Annotated in this window: 18 protein-coding genes and 3 pseudogenes; 8 read left to right on the top strand and 13 right to left on the bottom strand. The window is 41.7% G+C overall.

The window, feature by feature from the left end; genetic code table 11:
- Position 1: 1 nt before the first annotated feature.
- The 7 genes from M1F74_RS02830 to M1F74_RS02800 form a co-directional block, all read right to left on the bottom strand.
- Positions 2 to 574, bottom strand: coding sequence for a PD-(D/E)XK nuclease superfamily protein (locus tag M1F74_RS02830; protein WP_049520394.1), 573 nt, complete (start codon positions 572 to 574; stop codon positions 2 to 4).
- Complete coding sequence (locus M1F74_RS02825; protein WP_049520473.1) at positions 567 to 1,334, bottom strand: DNA-methyltransferase; 768 nt, start codon at positions 1,332 to 1,334, stop codon at positions 567 to 569. Before M1F74_RS02825 ends, M1F74_RS02830 begins: the two co-directional genes overlap by 8 nt.
- A 25-nt stretch (positions 1,335 to 1,359) precedes the next feature.
- Positions 1,360 to 2,214: a DNA adenine methylase gene (locus M1F74_RS02820; RefSeq protein ID WP_247946234.1), complete on the bottom strand. Its 855-nt coding sequence runs from the start codon at positions 2,212 to 2,214 to the stop codon at positions 1,360 to 1,362.
- 99 nt (positions 2,215 to 2,313) lie between these two features.
- The gene (locus M1F74_RS02815) at positions 2,314 to 2,718 is read right to left on the bottom strand and encodes a PaaI family thioesterase (protein ID WP_057489289.1); all 405 of its coding nucleotides are present in this window, start codon (positions 2,716 to 2,718) and stop codon (positions 2,314 to 2,316) included.
- A 69-nt stretch (positions 2,719 to 2,787) separates the two neighbouring features.
- Entirely contained in the window at positions 2,788 to 4,275 is a 1,488-nt protein-coding gene (locus M1F74_RS02810; RefSeq protein ID WP_247946233.1) for a UDP-glucose--hexose-1-phosphate uridylyltransferase, read from the bottom strand.
- On the bottom strand, positions 4,272 to 4,931 hold the full coding sequence (locus M1F74_RS02805) for an HAD family hydrolase (protein ID WP_247946232.1): 660 nt from the start codon (positions 4,929 to 4,931) through the stop codon (positions 4,272 to 4,274). The genes M1F74_RS02810 and M1F74_RS02805 overlap by 4 nt, the downstream gene beginning before the upstream one ends.
- Positions 4,932 to 4,942: 11 nt before the next feature.
- Positions 4,943 to 6,121 (bottom strand): galactokinase, encoded by a 1,179-nt coding sequence (locus M1F74_RS02800; RefSeq protein ID WP_247946231.1) that lies wholly within the window; start codon positions 6,119 to 6,121, stop codon positions 4,943 to 4,945.
- Positions 6,122 to 6,285: 164 nt separating this feature from the next.
- Here M1F74_RS02800 and galR point away from each other — a divergent pair, with 164 nt between their 5' ends.
- Positions 6,286 to 7,290 carry a LacI family DNA-binding transcriptional regulator gene (gene galR / locus M1F74_RS02795; RefSeq protein WP_247946230.1) on the top strand — a complete coding sequence of 335 codons (1,005 nt, stop codon included), beginning with the start codon at positions 6,286 to 6,288 and terminating at the stop codon, positions 7,288 to 7,290.
- Positions 7,291 to 7,323: 33 nt separating this feature from the next.
- Here galR and M1F74_RS02790 read toward each other — a convergent pair whose 3' ends face one another.
- Positions 7,324 to 8,214 (bottom strand): cation diffusion facilitator family transporter, encoded by an 891-nt coding sequence (locus M1F74_RS02790; RefSeq protein ID WP_247946229.1) that lies wholly within the window; start codon positions 8,212 to 8,214, stop codon positions 7,324 to 7,326.
- 132 nt (positions 8,215 to 8,346) lie between these two features.
- Here M1F74_RS02790 and M1F74_RS02785 point away from each other — a divergent pair, with 132 nt between their 5' ends.
- Positions 8,347 to 8,901 (top strand): TetR/AcrR family transcriptional regulator, encoded by a 555-nt coding sequence (locus M1F74_RS02785; protein WP_247946427.1) that lies wholly within the window; start codon positions 8,347 to 8,349, stop codon positions 8,899 to 8,901.
- 26 nt (positions 8,902 to 8,927) lie between these two features.
- Positions 8,928 to 9,260, top strand: coding sequence for a hypothetical protein (locus tag M1F74_RS02780; RefSeq protein ID WP_000958145.1), 333 nt, complete (start codon positions 8,928 to 8,930; stop codon positions 9,258 to 9,260).
- Positions 9,261 to 9,296: 36 nt separating this feature from the next.
- Here M1F74_RS02780 and pnuC read toward each other — a convergent pair.
- A pseudogene (gene pnuC / locus M1F74_RS02775) lies at positions 9,297 to 9,803 on the bottom strand (nicotinamide riboside transporter PnuC); the annotation flags it as partial.
- Positions 9,804 to 9,842: 39 nt separating this feature from the next.
- On the opposite strand from pnuC, the pseudogene M1F74_RS02770 reads away from it, so the two are divergent.
- The 5 genes and pseudogenes from M1F74_RS02770 to M1F74_RS02750 form a co-directional block, all read left to right on the top strand.
- Positions 9,843 to 10,166 (top strand): annotated as a pseudogene (locus tag M1F74_RS02770) (IS6 family transposase); the annotation flags it as partial.
- Positions 10,152 to 10,538 (top strand): annotated as a pseudogene (locus tag M1F74_RS02765) (DNA replication protein); the annotation flags it as partial. The pseudogenes M1F74_RS02770 and M1F74_RS02765, both read left to right, overlap by 15 nt.
- Entirely contained in the window at positions 10,531 to 10,788 is a 258-nt protein-coding gene (locus M1F74_RS02760; protein WP_001287840.1) for a plasmid replication protein, read from the top strand. The pseudogene M1F74_RS02765 and the gene M1F74_RS02760, both read left to right, overlap by 8 nt.
- A gap of 12 nt (positions 10,789 to 10,800) precedes the next feature.
- Positions 10,801 to 11,028 carry a hypothetical protein gene (locus tag M1F74_RS02755; protein ID WP_001152920.1) on the top strand — a complete coding sequence of 76 codons (228 nt, stop codon included), beginning with the start codon at positions 10,801 to 10,803 and terminating at the stop codon, positions 11,026 to 11,028.
- Positions 11,016 to 11,177, top strand: a complete 162-nt coding sequence (locus M1F74_RS02750) for a hypothetical protein (RefSeq protein ID WP_001062367.1) — start codon at positions 11,016 to 11,018, stop codon at positions 11,175 to 11,177. The genes M1F74_RS02755 and M1F74_RS02750 overlap by 13 nt, the downstream gene beginning before the upstream one ends.
- Positions 11,178 to 11,401: 224 nt before the next feature.
- On the opposite strand, the gene M1F74_RS02745 is transcribed toward M1F74_RS02750, so the two are convergent.
- The 4 genes from M1F74_RS02745 to M1F74_RS02730 are packed head-to-tail and all read right to left on the bottom strand — an operon-like array spanning position 11,402 to position 14,394.
- Positions 11,402 to 12,202 carry an energy-coupling factor ABC transporter ATP-binding protein gene (locus M1F74_RS02745; protein WP_060628726.1) on the bottom strand — a complete coding sequence of 267 codons (801 nt, stop codon included), beginning with the start codon at positions 12,200 to 12,202 and terminating at the stop codon, positions 11,402 to 11,404.
- Positions 12,189 to 13,025, bottom strand: coding sequence for an ABC transporter ATP-binding protein (locus tag M1F74_RS02740; protein ID WP_247946228.1), 837 nt, complete (start codon positions 13,023 to 13,025; stop codon positions 12,189 to 12,191). Before M1F74_RS02740 ends, M1F74_RS02745 begins: the two co-directional genes overlap by 14 nt.
- Positions 13,001 to 13,792, bottom strand: coding sequence for an energy-coupling factor transporter transmembrane component T (locus M1F74_RS02735; RefSeq protein WP_000130447.1), 792 nt, complete (start codon positions 13,790 to 13,792; stop codon positions 13,001 to 13,003). The genes M1F74_RS02740 and M1F74_RS02735 overlap by 25 nt, the downstream gene beginning before the upstream one ends.
- Entirely contained in the window at positions 13,792 to 14,394 is a 603-nt protein-coding gene (locus tag M1F74_RS02730) for a hypothetical protein (RefSeq protein ID WP_000846130.1), read from the bottom strand. The genes M1F74_RS02735 and M1F74_RS02730 overlap by 1 nt, the downstream gene beginning before the upstream one ends.
- Between the last annotated feature and the right edge of the window lie 56 nt (positions 14,395 to 14,450).

Raw genomic sequence — 14,450 nt, 5'->3', positions numbered from 1 at the left:
ATTAAAATAAACCAAAAAATGTCATGTCGTATTCATCAAGCATTATTTTGATGCCATCCCCTCGTAACATTTCAAAAGTATCACGATATTTATCTTGACCAAAAAAACTTTTATTTCCAACAAATATGAATTGCACAGAAAATGGTTCACCCTCTGGCACACTATCTAACAAACGTTGATAAATACGTCTTTTATTGCCAAAGCCCAGTAGTTTTTCATCAACGCTTCCTTCGCTTTCCTGCCATTTTTTCTCAACTATATAAACTGTATGATTTTCAAAATTTATAAATACTTCATCTGGTTTCCATTGTTTAGAATTGGTATTCTTAATCCCCAATTCTTTCAAAAAATCATAAAATCTATATTGAGGCATAATTTTACCAATGATTTCTTCTTCCCCAATTCTAAAAACTTCAAAGCCTTTTGTTGCTTTTCTATCTTTGAAATCTATTTCTTTAACTTCATATCCTGGAAGGGAGTCTACTAATTCCGAAAAATCAGTATCTCTTTCAAATTTCAAACCATTAGTGGTCGTTTTGGCTCCTCCTCCATGTTTATTTGGTTTTCTAGCCATAGTTTTCCTCCTCTAATCTTCTTCTAGCTATCTTCAAATATTCTTTTTCAGCATCGATACCTATAAATCTTCTACCTAATCGCTTTGCAACAACACCCGTAGTACCACTGCCAACAAATGGATCTAAAATATAGTCTCCTTCTTTAGTAGATGCTAAAATAATACGTTCCAGTAAATATTCTGGTTTTTGTGTTGGATGCTTCCCAGCCCATTTTTCAGCTTTTTTCGTCAACGCTCCTGTCCAAACATCTTTCATTTGTTTACCATCATTCAGCTCTTTCATCAAATCGTAATTATAATAATGGCGAGCTTTTTTATCGTTTTTTCTTGCCCATAAAATAGTTTCAGTAGAATGAGTAAAATAACGACAAGATAAATTGGGTGCAGGGTTTGTTTTCTGCCAAGTAATATTATTTAGAATTTTAAAACCTTCTTGCTCTAATGCCATTCCAACAGAGTAAATATTATGCAGACTCCCTGAAATCCATATAGTCCCATTAGGTTTCAAAACTTCTTTTGCTAAACGTATCCATTTACGATTGAATTCGTGCTTTTCCTCAAAGGAAGAAATCTTATCCCAATCTCCTTTGTCAACAGAAACAACTTGTCCCCCTGAATTAGATATTCCACCATTACTTAAAAAATATGGTGGGTCAGCAAAGATCATATCCATACTCGCTGGTTTCATTTTTGATAATAATTTAAACGTATCTGCATGAACAAGAATCATTTTGTCTTTATTATAGTATGGTTTTGTCATTAAAACACCCCCATACTTATATTCGTTAATTTTCATAATTTGTAACTATAATTTCAGAAATTTTTCCTCGACTTGAAGACTTAGCTCCATTTGTTCGTGTAACTTCTACATAATAGATATTAAAATCTCGATATAATTCCTCTACTAAATGACTCGATGAATTTGACAACATAACATAAGCACCTGCATCACTTAGTCTCCTAAATGTATCTCTTAATCTAACTTGATCATCATAAGAAAAACCTTCATGAGTGTACGATGTAAAATCACTTGTATCAGATAATGGTATATACGGAGGATCGAAATAAATAAAATCTCCTTCTTGAACATCTAAGAGCGCATCCTCAAAATCGCCCGTTCTAATTTCTATTAGATTGTTATTTAGATAATCTGAAATAGCAAATATTAGCTCTTCATCAACAATTTTAGGATTCTTATAGCTACCGTATGGTACATTGAATTGATTTTTAGAATTCACTCGATATAACCCATTAAAATCGACTCTTAGCATATATAGAATTCGAGCAGCTCTTTGGACATCGGACATATTGTTTATTCTATCATCACGATCAGCTGAGCGTAATTGTAAGTAATAATCTTTTGAATTATTTTCCTGATGATACTTCAATAAGTCAATTAACTCCTGAGGATTATCCTTGATTTGTTGATAACAGTTGGTTAACTCAGAATTATAATCATTAATAACAGCCCTTTCAGGAGCTATATCAAAAAATAATGCCCCCCCTCCGATAAAAGGTTCATAATAATCATTATACGTTTCAGGCATAAGTTCTTTTATGATAGGTAATAATTGTCGTTTACCGCCTGTCCATTTAGTGAATGGTTGTAGAATAATTTTTTTCGTTTGTTCAATATTCATACTTAGTATTATACCACAGAAACATAACCATTAGCTTGGTATTTTACTACTCTTGTAAATTTAAAATGAGTAGGCTATATTTGTCCTACTCATTTATCTTTATATCCTTACCTGTCTTTCTTCTGACCTTTGTCCTGTGACAAACATGGTAAAGGTTGCTTTGCAGACATTTCTGCCTTCTTGATTGGTGATATCAACATCTACCACACAGGTTGTGCGTCCATGATGGACACATTCTCCTTTAATGGTCAGCACATCGTCGCGTTTTCCTGCCTTGAGGTAGTTGATAGAGGACTGAAGCGTCACTCCATCAAGCCCCAGCGAGATAACCACTAGACCACTAATCTGGTCACAAAGGGTAAAGAGATAGCCACCATGGGCATTGCCATAGTAGTTGAGCGACGAGTCCACTACTTTTGTCGTCACCACAACATGACCATCTCTCATTTTTTCTATTTCGTAATTTTCAAAGGCAGATATAGCGTCAAAATGCAAATCTTTCATCGTTTCCTCCTGATATTTCAAACGACACTATGATACTACTTTTTATAGGACTGTGCAAGGAGAAAGCTCCTAGTCTGGCAAAATTCCGACCTGTTCTACAAAGCGCATAAAGGCTGCCTGTCCTTGTTTCGTCTGCTTGTAAACCCCTGCGTCCTCCAAAACACGCGCAAAGATAGCACCCACAGAGTCCTTGACGATTTCAAGGGCTTTTTCTTTATCTGCTAGATCTGGATGTTGGGCTTTGAGCTGGTCTGCCCATTCCTGATGATAGTCTGCAACTGCTTCACCATCTCCTACAAGATAGCTGGCGACTTGCTCCACTTCTGCTTTCAAACGAGGTGGCAAGATAGCCAAGCCCATGACCTCAATCAAGCCGATATTTTCCTTCTTGATATGTTGAACATCCTTGTGGGGATGATAGATGCCATCAGGATGCTCTGGCGATGTCTGATTGTCTCGCAAGACCAAATCCAACTCAAACTGACCATCGCGTTTACGGGCAATGGGGGTAATGGTATGGTGTGGTGTCCCGTCTGTCTCTGCCAAAATCTGTACTTCAGGGTCTGAATATTGCCGCCATTCCTGCAAAATCTTATCAGCCAAGTTGATCAAATCTTCTTTGGAATCCGAAGTCAAACGTAGCACTGACATAGGCCACTTGACAATCCCAGCCTTGACCTGCTCAAAACCAGTAAATCGGAAAGTCTTTTGCAAGGGAGCCAATTCCATGGGAAATACGTGACGGCCTCCCTGATAGTGATCATGAGTCAGAATAGACCCTCCCACGATTGGCAGGTCGGCATTTGAACCCGCAAAATAGCCCGGAAATTGCTCTACGATAGCCAGCAGACGCTCAAAGCTTTGACGGCTAATGGCCATGGGACGATGCTGACCGTCTAAGAAAATACAGTGCTCATTAAAATAAGCATAGGGCGAATACTGGAAGCCCCACTCCTGACCCGCCATTTCAAAACGGATAATGCGGTGATTGCTGCGAGCTGGGTGGTTGACCCGACCATGATAGCCCTCATTCTCTAGACAAAGCTGACACTGGGGATAATTGCTAGCTTGCACCAACTTGGCTGCCGCAATCTCCTTTGGATCCTTTTCAGGCTTAGAGAGGTTGATGGTAATCTCAAGCTCTCCGTAATCAGACGGTACACGATAAGCAATATTTTTAGCAATGGCCTTGAGCTTGATGTAGTCATTTTTCTGGCTAAGTTGATAGAAGTCCGCAATTGCCTGCTCAGGAGATTGGGCATAGGTTGCCCAGAAGTCACGATTGACCTGACTTGGACAAGGGGTTACCAAGTCCATCAGTTCAGCACCGAGGATTTCACGCGCAGTCTGACTATCCTCAATCGTCTCTAATCGAACCGCTTCCTCGACCAGCTGGTCCTTGAGGTCAATCAACTCATCCAGATCAGTCTCAACTTCCAAAACACCTTCACCCACTCGAGCCAAAACACGATTGGTTAGGTAGATTCGATCCATTTCCTCAAATGAACTTCCAGCAATGACTTCCGTGATAAATGCGTCTAGAATTCCCTGACTCATTGATTCTCCTTCTTACTTTCTAAATAGTCTCTGACAGCATCTAAATCCTGAAAAACTTGTTCTGTTTTATTTAAGAAAAACTGTGCTGGCATTTTTAAGTCTGGAATACAAATAACTGGTATCCCAGCTCTATACGCTGCTTCAATCCCTGCTTCACTATCCTCTAGTACTAAGCAATTCTCTGGTAAAACATTCAAATCACTACAGGCCTTTAAAAATATATCAGGGTAAGGTTTGCTTCGCTTTACATCTTTTGCAAAAACTAGATGGTCAAATAAGGACAGTATCCCATTACTATCCAAAATCATTCTAGCTCTAGATTCAACACTTGAAGTTGCTAAAGCGATTGGAATACCTTCTCTTTGCAAAAAAGCAAGCAAATTTTTAGCACCTTTTTTTAAATTTACACCTTTGGCTAATATTCGAGCTTCCAGTTCATAAACTTTTTCCAAGGTTTGGTCAAAGTTCCAAGGTAAATCATAGGTATCTAAAAATCGTTGAACATTCTCCTCTTCCCTATGTCCACTGTATTCTCTAGAATATGTTTCTTCTGTGAAAGGAATTCCAAAATCTTTAAGCAATTCTTGATAAACTTTTAGAGAAATGATCTCAGTATCAGCTAATAAGCCATCTAAATCAAATATTACAGCGTCCATTTACTTCTCTCCTAGTCTAAAACGCGAGTGCCACCTGCAACTTCAGCGATATAGAAGCTTGGAGCATATCCAACGACTTCTTCGTAGTGCTTGCCAACAGCTGCTTTAAAAGCCTCAACAGCATCTTTTTGCACCAAGGCAATGGCACAGCCACCAAATCCTGCCCCTGTCATACGAGCACCGAGAACACCTTCTTGATCCCAAGCTGTATGAACAAGTGTGTCCAATTCTAGGCCAGTTACTTCATAATCATGCTCAAGAGAAACGTGTGACGCATTCATCAAGCGACCAAATGTTTCCAAATCACCTGCTTGAAGGGCTGCTTGAGCTTTAAGAGTACGTTGGTTTTCAAGCACAGCATGGCGAGCACGTTTTAAACGATTTTCGTCTTTAATTAGATAGCTGTATTGGTCAAAAGCCCACTCATCCAATTCACCCAAGGTCTGAATATCCAAGGCAGCTTGCAATTCTTCCACTGCTTTTTCACACTCAGCACGGCGTTCATTGTATTTAGAGTCCGCTAGTTCACGGCGTTTGTTGGTGTTCATGATGACAACAACATTGTCCTTCAAATCAAGTGGCACCAAGTCATATTCTAACGTATTGGTATCCAGGTAAATGGCACGCTGGTCAGCACCCATACCAATGGCAAACTGGTCCATGATACCAGAGTTGACTCCTATAAAGTTATTTTCTGTTTGTTTTCCGATTTTAACCAAATCCAAACGGTCTAGTTTTAAACCAAAGAGATGCTCTGCCACAACCCCTGTCAAAAGTTCCAAGGATGCTGATGATGACAAGCCTGCACCATTTGGGATATTTCCATAAACATAAAAATCAAACCCTTTGTCAATCACGTGCCCAGCTTCTTGCAAGAAATGAAGAACCCCTTTTGGATAGTTGGTCCAGCTATGCTCTTTTTCAAATTTGAGGTCAGCAAGAGGCACTTCGATGATACCCTTGTCCTCAAAGTTGGCTGAGTAGAAACGCAAGACTTGGTCGTCACGCTTGCGAGCCGCCCCATAAGTTCCCAAGGAAATAGCGGCTGGAAAAACGTGCCCACCGTTGTAGTCTGTGTGTTCACCAATCAAATTGATGCGTCCTGGTGAAAAGAAAGTTTGGTCTGCTTCTTGACCAAAAACAGCAAGGAAATCTTTGCGAAGGGCTTCAGTAGTAAGATCTTGTGTCATATGAATTCTCCTTTGACTGTCCGTTAAGTCGCCTTAACGCGTAATCGTTTTCTTCTATTGTATCCAAGGCATTTGCCAAGGTCAATCCTTTTTACTAAACTTTTACTAAACTATTAGTAAAAAGCAGAAAAATATGATATACTAACCTAAAAGGAGGAGGATTTATGGCTACCTTAAAAGACATCGCACAGCTAGCCTCTGTCTCTATCGCGACCGTATCTCGTGTCCTCAATCGCGACCAGAGTCTATCTGTTACAGAAGAAACCAGACACCGTATTTTAACCGTCGCGGAAGAGCTGGGCTATACTAAGCACCTCAAGACAGGCGAATCCCACAAACCCAAGCAAAAGATTGCCATTATCCAATGGGTCAGCGAACAAGGGGAGTTGGACGACCTCTACTACTACCAGATTCGCCTCGGTATCGAAAAAAGAGCCCAAGAGTTGGACTATGATATCTTGCGCTATTTTAATGACCATCCATTTACCCTGAGCGAGGAAGTGATTGGCATTCTCTGTATCGGAAAGTTCAGCCGATCACAGATCACTGCCTTTGAAGAATACCAAAAACCCCTAGTCTTTTTAGACAGCGATACACTTTCATTGGGACATACCTGTATTATCACTGACTTTTACACTGCTGTAAAACAAGTTGTCGATCACTTCCTCAGCCAAGGGCTTGATCGTATCGGAATTCTCACAGGCCTTGAGGAAACAACCGACCAGGAAGAAATTATCCAGGATAAGCGGCTAGAAAATTTCAAAGACATTACCCAAGCAAATGGTATCTACCATGAAGAACTGGTTTTTCAGGGGAGCTTTACGGCCCAGTCTGGCTATGACTTGATGAAGGAGGCCATTCACAAGTTGGGTGATCAACTCCCACCAGCCTTTTTCGCCGCCAGCGATAGTTTAGCCATCGGCGCCCTTCGTGCCCTTCAAGAAGCTGGAATCAGCCTACCAGACCGCGTCAGCCTCATTTCTTTTAACGACACTAGCCTGACCAAGCAAGTCTACCCTCCCCTCTCTAGTATCACGGTCTATACTGAGGAAATGGGCCGAGCAGGTATGGATATTCTTAACAAGGAAGTCCTCCACGGTCGCAAAATCCCTAGCCTAACCATGCTGGGCACCAGACTGACTTTGAGAGAAAGTACGAGGAATGAATAGGATAACAAAACGACCTCGCTAGAGGTCGTTTTTCTAATGATGATGACCATGCTTCTGCTCTAACTCTCTCACCTTCCGCCTATGTTGCGCATGATTGCTTTGACTGCTATCCACTTCAATAGTGATATTCTGCACGCCTCTTTCTTCTAAACATTGACGCACCACTTCTTTGGTCTCAATCATCTGCTCCCAGTCCTTGATACAAATGTGGACAACAGCATTGTTCTCTAGACCGTCCATGGACCAAATGCTAAGTTGATTGACACTTTTGACATTGGGTAAAGCCTCTAAATCCTTCTCCAAATCACTTGTCTCAACCCCTTCTGGCACAGCATCTAGGAAAATTTTTAGTGCGCTCCAAAAGCGAGGAATGGCTTTCGACAGAATAAAGATGGAAATAACCAGTGATAAGAGCGGATCAAGGATATACCAATCTGTAAATCGGAGTATAATCGCCATTAGAATGACAGCCAACCAACCAAGAGTATCTTCCAAAAAATGCAAGCTAAGAATAGACTCATTCTTTGTCTTTCCTTTACGAACTACCAGACTTGCTAGCACATTAATGACCACTGCAATGATTCCCAGCCAGAGGATACCATTTTCATTAACGGGTTGCGGATGAGCAATCTTCGTGATATTTTCCAAAATCACTAGGACAGACCCTATCATAAGAATCACAGCCGTTAGCATGGCCCCTAAAAGGCTAAAACGTTTGTAACCCAAGGTGTACTGTCTATCTTCTTCACGGTTGGAGATTGTTTCTAAAAGGGCTGAGATGCCAATGGCTATAGCATCTCCCAAGTCATGAACAGAATCAGCAAGAACTGCACTTGAACCAAAGATTCCTCCTGCGATAAACTCAACAATCGCATAACTTAAATTTAAGAAAAAAGCTAACCAGATAGATGTTTTAGAACTCATTTCTCTCCCTCCTTTGGTATAATGGGTATATACATACTTCTTTCATTTGTATTATCTAATAAAATCCAAAGAAAGGATAGAAGCAAACTGTCAGCCATGTTCAGTTCTGAACAGTTTGTCTCAAGTGTCTATATGCCAAAAAGAGACCGTCGAGTCAGCAAGACTAAAAAAGCCATCTATCAAGCTTTTCTACAAGTTTTGAACGACAAGGGCTATGATGCTACTACTGTCCAAGATATCATTGACTTGGCAGATGTTGGGCGCTCGACCTTTTACTGTCACTACGAGAGCAAGGAACTGCTTTTAGATGAACTTTGTCGCTACCTCTTTCATCATCTTTTTGAAAGGGAAGAACACTTGACTACCGAGGACTACCTCGCCCATATCTTTTTACATTTTCAAAAAAACCAAGATCATGTCACCAGTCTTCTTTTTTCCAAAAACGACTACTTTCTCCGCCAACTACACAAGGAACTCGAACACCACGTCTATCCCATGGTGGCGGATGACTTGCAAGAGGCCTATCCAAACATTCCGGCCTCCTACCTCCAGCATTTTGTTGTGACGAACTTTATCGAGACTCTAACTTGGTGGCTAAAAAAAGGAAAATCTTATACTGAAGACCAAGTGGTGAAATTTTACCTTGATGTAATGGAGGTGACCTCTACAACTCCACTTGATAACTAAGCCTGTAACTCAGAAAGGAACCAACTATGTTAACTTCGATGATTCTAGGAATACTAACAATCGTACTAGCTCTCGCATTCTCATTACTTCACCTTGCTGCTGCTTTTTCAGCCATGAAACAAAAGAACTACAGTCTGGGAAACACGTGCATCTTGGTCGGCAGTTGCATCACTTCTCTGGCTCTAGCTATCTTTTACTTCGTCCCACTGGCAACCATTCTACTATGGATTGTGGGTTCGAGTATCGTCTGCTATGGTGCCTACTGGAACGGTCGACAGCAAGAAAATCAACATATATCGCACCACATTATTCGTATAACGAGTGCTATTGTCATTACGGTATTATTCATTTTGCTCTAACACAAAAAAGGATCATCTGATCCTTTTTTTACTTTTTTAAGCGCTTTTTGCTGCCTTGCTCCACTGATACCACCCAACTAGACTATTGATGAGATAAATTAGGTATTTCCCTTGGATTTGCAGGCTTTCTCCCCACCAGAGATAGATTGAAAAGACATTAGTAGCAGCCCAGAATATCCACTGTTCACGGTAAACAGCTGTCATGAGGATTTGCCCTACACCATTGGTCGCATCAGTGATAGAATCACGATAGGGACGATTAGCTCCTATAGACTGATAAATAAACCCAAAGGCCAACCACCAAAGAACACTAATAGAAAGATACTTTGTCCAACCCTTGCCGTCTAGTTTACGTGCGACAAACTCTTGTTGTTCTTTCTTAAACTGGGCTTGATAAATCCAAACCAAGAGACCAATTGGCTGCATAATTGTAAAATAGAGAGTTGTTAAAACCTCACCATAGAAGCCTTTTTGAAGGGCAAGCACCAGATAAATGATGGAATTAATCAAACCAAATAGGTAGTTACTAGCACGACCTTCAGCTTCTCAAAGAGCAGAAAAAAGGTTAGTAAGGCTTGAGAGATGAATCATTTTAAAGGCAAACAATTCCAACAAGACGTCATCATTGTCGCTGTTGGTTATTACCTACGTTACAATCTGAGCTATCGTGAAGTTCAGGAATTGCTTTATGACCGTGGAATAAATGTTTGTCACACTACGATTTATCGGTGGGTTCAAGAATACAGTAAAATCCTCTATCATCTCTGGAAAAAGAAAAATAAACAGTCCTTCGATTCGTGGAAAATGGATGAAACCTATATCAAAATTAAGGGGCGTTAGCATTATCTCTATCGAGCGATTGATGCGGACGGTTTAACATTGGATATCTGGTTACGAAAGAAACGTCGAGCAGACGATAACAGCTATAAGTTAGAAGATACCGCCTATCAAGAAGATAAAGCACGCAAAGCAGAAACCGAAGATAAGCTAGCTATTGAAGCAATGAAAAGCAAGTACACCACGCTATTGCTAGAAAATATGTTGCTAAGTCCGTTTGAAATGCAAGATACAAAAATCATGGCAGGATTGCAAGTCCATGTTTACCCCCTCTATGACGAACTGAAAGAATTAAGAGGGCTAAATAGTGTCAAAGACCACTTGTCTTATGTTGCCAGCAGACGTGAAGAATATTCTAAGCATAATATCGCACGCTACCTCAAAAAAGCCATTGAACAATATCTACCAACGGTTAAAAGGCAGGACTTAAACCATGAGTGAAGACTTAAAAACGATCAAAGAGCTGGCGGATGAGTTGAGTGTTACAAAACAAAATATTCAATATCACTACCAAAGGTTACCAAAAGAATTACAGCTTAAAAGTTCCAATGGGTCTAATCTAATAAATTCTAAAGCAGAAAAAATAATTTTAGGTAAAGTAGAAAGTAGTAGCAAATCAAATACCAAAGACCAACAAATAAGTAGCAAAGACCAACAAATAGAAAAACTAACTAATTTGTTAGACCAGTAACAACGATTAGCCTTGCAAGATAAAAAGTTGCTAGAAGAATACAAGGCGGAAAATGATAACTTAAAAGCCCTCAAAATGCCCTCACAGGAAACAGAATTCAAACACTTAGACAATCAATATAAAGATGAAGTGAACGCTCTTAAAGAGAAGTTGGAAAATTTACAGGAACAAATCAAAGATCAAAAAAGGATAGAAGAACAAGAAAAACCAATAAAATGGTGGGGACTATGGCGAAAATAGATGATTCAGTTAAAAAGAAAGTTCCAGAATTGCGATTTAAAGGATTCACGGATGAATGGGAACAGCGTAAGTTGGGAGACGAAGTTCGAATAGTGATGGGACAGTCTCCTAATTCAGAAAATTATACTGATGATCCTAATGGGCGCTAAAAATGCGAAGACCTATGAAGACCTATTTTGTATTAGTCAAACAAAAAATCCAAAAGAAATGGTATATGATTATGACCATGAAACAAAGTAAAATCAAACCGAGTGATCTGAGGAAGCACCCGATGATCATGAAACGTTATTAAACACAAAAGTCACCCATATGAGTTCTTGCCAGAAGCTGAAGTTAATCCTTCAACCTGGAAAACCCGCAGAGGTGACTTTTTCTATACATCTCGATTTTTCTGGCAATAATCATTAACCGATAAATATGTCTGTGAATCACCCAGCGACTCCGCTATGTCCATAATCCGCGGTGGTAGTAATCCCACTCGCTGGACAAGTTCGTGATTGCTGAACAATTCCCGTGGACTCCCGGCGAAGCCAAACTTCCCGTGTTCCATAACATACACCGACTCAAACTCGGCGGCGACCCAATCCATGTCATGGGTGATGGTCACAACTTGGTGGCCCGAATCAGCCAACTGATGGAAAATTGCGGTCAACTTGCGCCGGCTTTCCCAATCAAGCGACATCATCGGCTCATCAAATAAATAAATCGCCGGATCCACTGCCAAAACTGTGGCAACGCTCAACAGCTTGCGTTCCGACAATGACAGGTCATATGGACTTTCAGCTGTTTTATCATCCAAGCCAACTCTTTTTAGAGCCGCTAAAGCCCGCCTCGTAATCGTGTCGTGGTCATCCATGACCTGCGCGACATTCCACTCCACCTCTCGTTGAACGGTCGGGTTGAAAAGCTGATCGTCAGGATTCTGAAAAGTAATCCCAACCTTCAGTAACTTTTCGACTGGTTTAAGATCATTAAAATTTTCTCCATCGATCTTAATCACACCGGTTTGTGGTGTCAGCAAACCCGTCAACAATTTGAAGAGCGTTGATTTGCCGGCACCATTTTGGCCGACAATCGCCACCATCGGATCGGTGAAGTGTTTGTCTTCAACATCCAAGCTAAAGGACCGTTCCGGATAAGTGAACGTCAGGTGGCTCAGTTCAATTGTGGACATAACGAACCTCCTTCAGATCAGCGTAATTCACCAGATACCGGCCATCAGCCAAGTGCCAATCCATTTTTTGAGCAAGTTGCTGGATTGTCGGGGCTGGAATCTGCCAGTCAGCTGCCAAATGATTAAACACCTCACCCGGCCTGCCCTGGGCTACCATTTGACCCTCGTGCAGCACCCACACAACGTCGGCGACTTCGCACAAATCGTCAATTTCACTGGCGACAATGAAGACAGTCGTATCTTTGACTTGGGCCAGCCATTGGAAAAATTGCCGGCGACCAAGGGGATCCATCTCACTGGTCGGATCATCCATAATCAAAACAGCCGGATTAGCCACAATCGCCGTGGCAATTGCCAACCGCTGGATCTGACCACCGGAAAGGCTCTCGGGACGCAAATTCAGCTGTTCAATCAGCCCCATTTGCGTGGCAACTTCTTCAACCCGTTTTTGAATCAGTCCTTCAGTCATTCCCTGATTAATCAAGTCAAAGGCGATTTCATCGGCAACCGTGTCTGCCAACCCGCTTAGTTGGCCAGCTGGATTTTGCAGTACAACTCCATTGATGGCATTATAAACGGGCCAATTGTCAGACACTCGCTGGCCAAACATGTGCCAATCGCCCTCAATCTCAGCAGACATAATTTTGGGAATGACCCCTGCCAGCACACGGCACAAAGTCGATTTGCCGGAGTGGCTATTCCCGATAATCCCAACCACCTGGCCGGTATGAACCTCCGCGTTAATCTGACGCAGTTGTGGTTGCTCAGTACCCGGATAACGGGTGGTCAAATTTTCAATTACAATCCGTTTATCTTCATCCATATCTTCCACCCAATCAATAAAATTGCCAATCCAGTCAGACCAATGTGCAGCGTCCGCGACAGGCGATACACGCGCTGGGAGGTTCTGACAGTCCGGTTGAGATTATCAAAACCTCTCAGTTGGAGAGAAATCGACCGCGTCATCGATTGATCCAAGGTCTTAATCACCAATGGAATTAGAACCGGCAGGACTGACTTTAATTTCTGAATCAACGTTTTTTGCGGATTGGTTCCGCGAACTTTTTGTGCCTGCTGGATTTTCCGCATATTGCGCATCATTTCCGGCAAAATATAACACACCGACATCAGAACGTAGACGGTTTTATAAGACAATCCGGACAGTTCCAAATAGGCCGCGTTTTCTGAAATACTCGTGGTCACCATAAAAAAGCCACTGGTCAAAATAATCACCAATACTCGACAACCCAGAGTGGTGGCGTAAATCAGGCCTTCTTTGTAGAACGACACCCCAAGCACAGAAAACAGCACAGTTTGATTCCGACTGTAAAATAACCCTTGGATGATCAGCATGGTGCAAATCAGAAACAGGCTGAATCCCAGCGCCTTAAAGGTGGTAGAACTCAATTTGGAAAATAACAATAGCAGTGTTGCGACAAGAATTAATCCGGCCTGAAGCAATAAATTCATACTGGCAAAGCTCAACAACGTCATGTCCAAGATGAACAAGAGCTTAGTAATCGGATCGATCACCTGGTACCACTTGAGCTTGACCCGTGGCGCTCCAGAAATCAATGTTTTATCAGTCATCATTTATCATCGCTAAAGAAGTGCACCATCCGCTTCGGCAGCTGACGATAGATGAAGAATGCCAGGTAGGCCACGCAGACTTTATCCAAAATATCCAAGACAAACTCATCGGTAAATGAGGCCAGCCACACTGGTGCATGATTGGCGACCATTACCGCAAACAATGAGTCACCCCAAGCGATACCGGTCTGACCACCCCAAAAGATGACGTTGAGTGGCGTTGAAATGACAGCTGAAACGATGGCAATAATAATAGCAGAAACAAATACTCGTCGCGCTGACGAGAACCACCCATTGGCGTGCAAAACTCCGACAGCAATCCCAATTCCGATGCTGGTAATCGCATACACGGTTGAAATTGGCGATAAGGTCAGCCCATAGATCACGTTGTTGATGAAACCACTAATGGCACCGGCAACCGGCCCAGCCAACATGCTGGTAAGAAAGGTTCCCAAAGACCCCAGCCAAACGGGCAACTTTAACCCCTCCGCCAAGGCTTTGGCAACATAGTTAATCCCCACGGCAGCGGGAATCAAAGTCATGGTGGCAGCACTTAACTTAAATTTCCACATACTGGTACGATGAATCGGTTCTGTTTTCATAATCTTCTCCTTTTGTTTTTAAAGAGCCGTGTCTGGATAGACTTTCGGACGCAACG

The organism is Streptococcus oralis, from assembly GCF_023109315.1.
Taxonomy (GTDB): domain Bacteria; phylum Bacillota; class Bacilli; order Lactobacillales; family Streptococcaceae; genus Streptococcus; species Streptococcus oralis_BS.
This window is presented reverse-complemented; position numbering and strand designations above follow the sequence as displayed.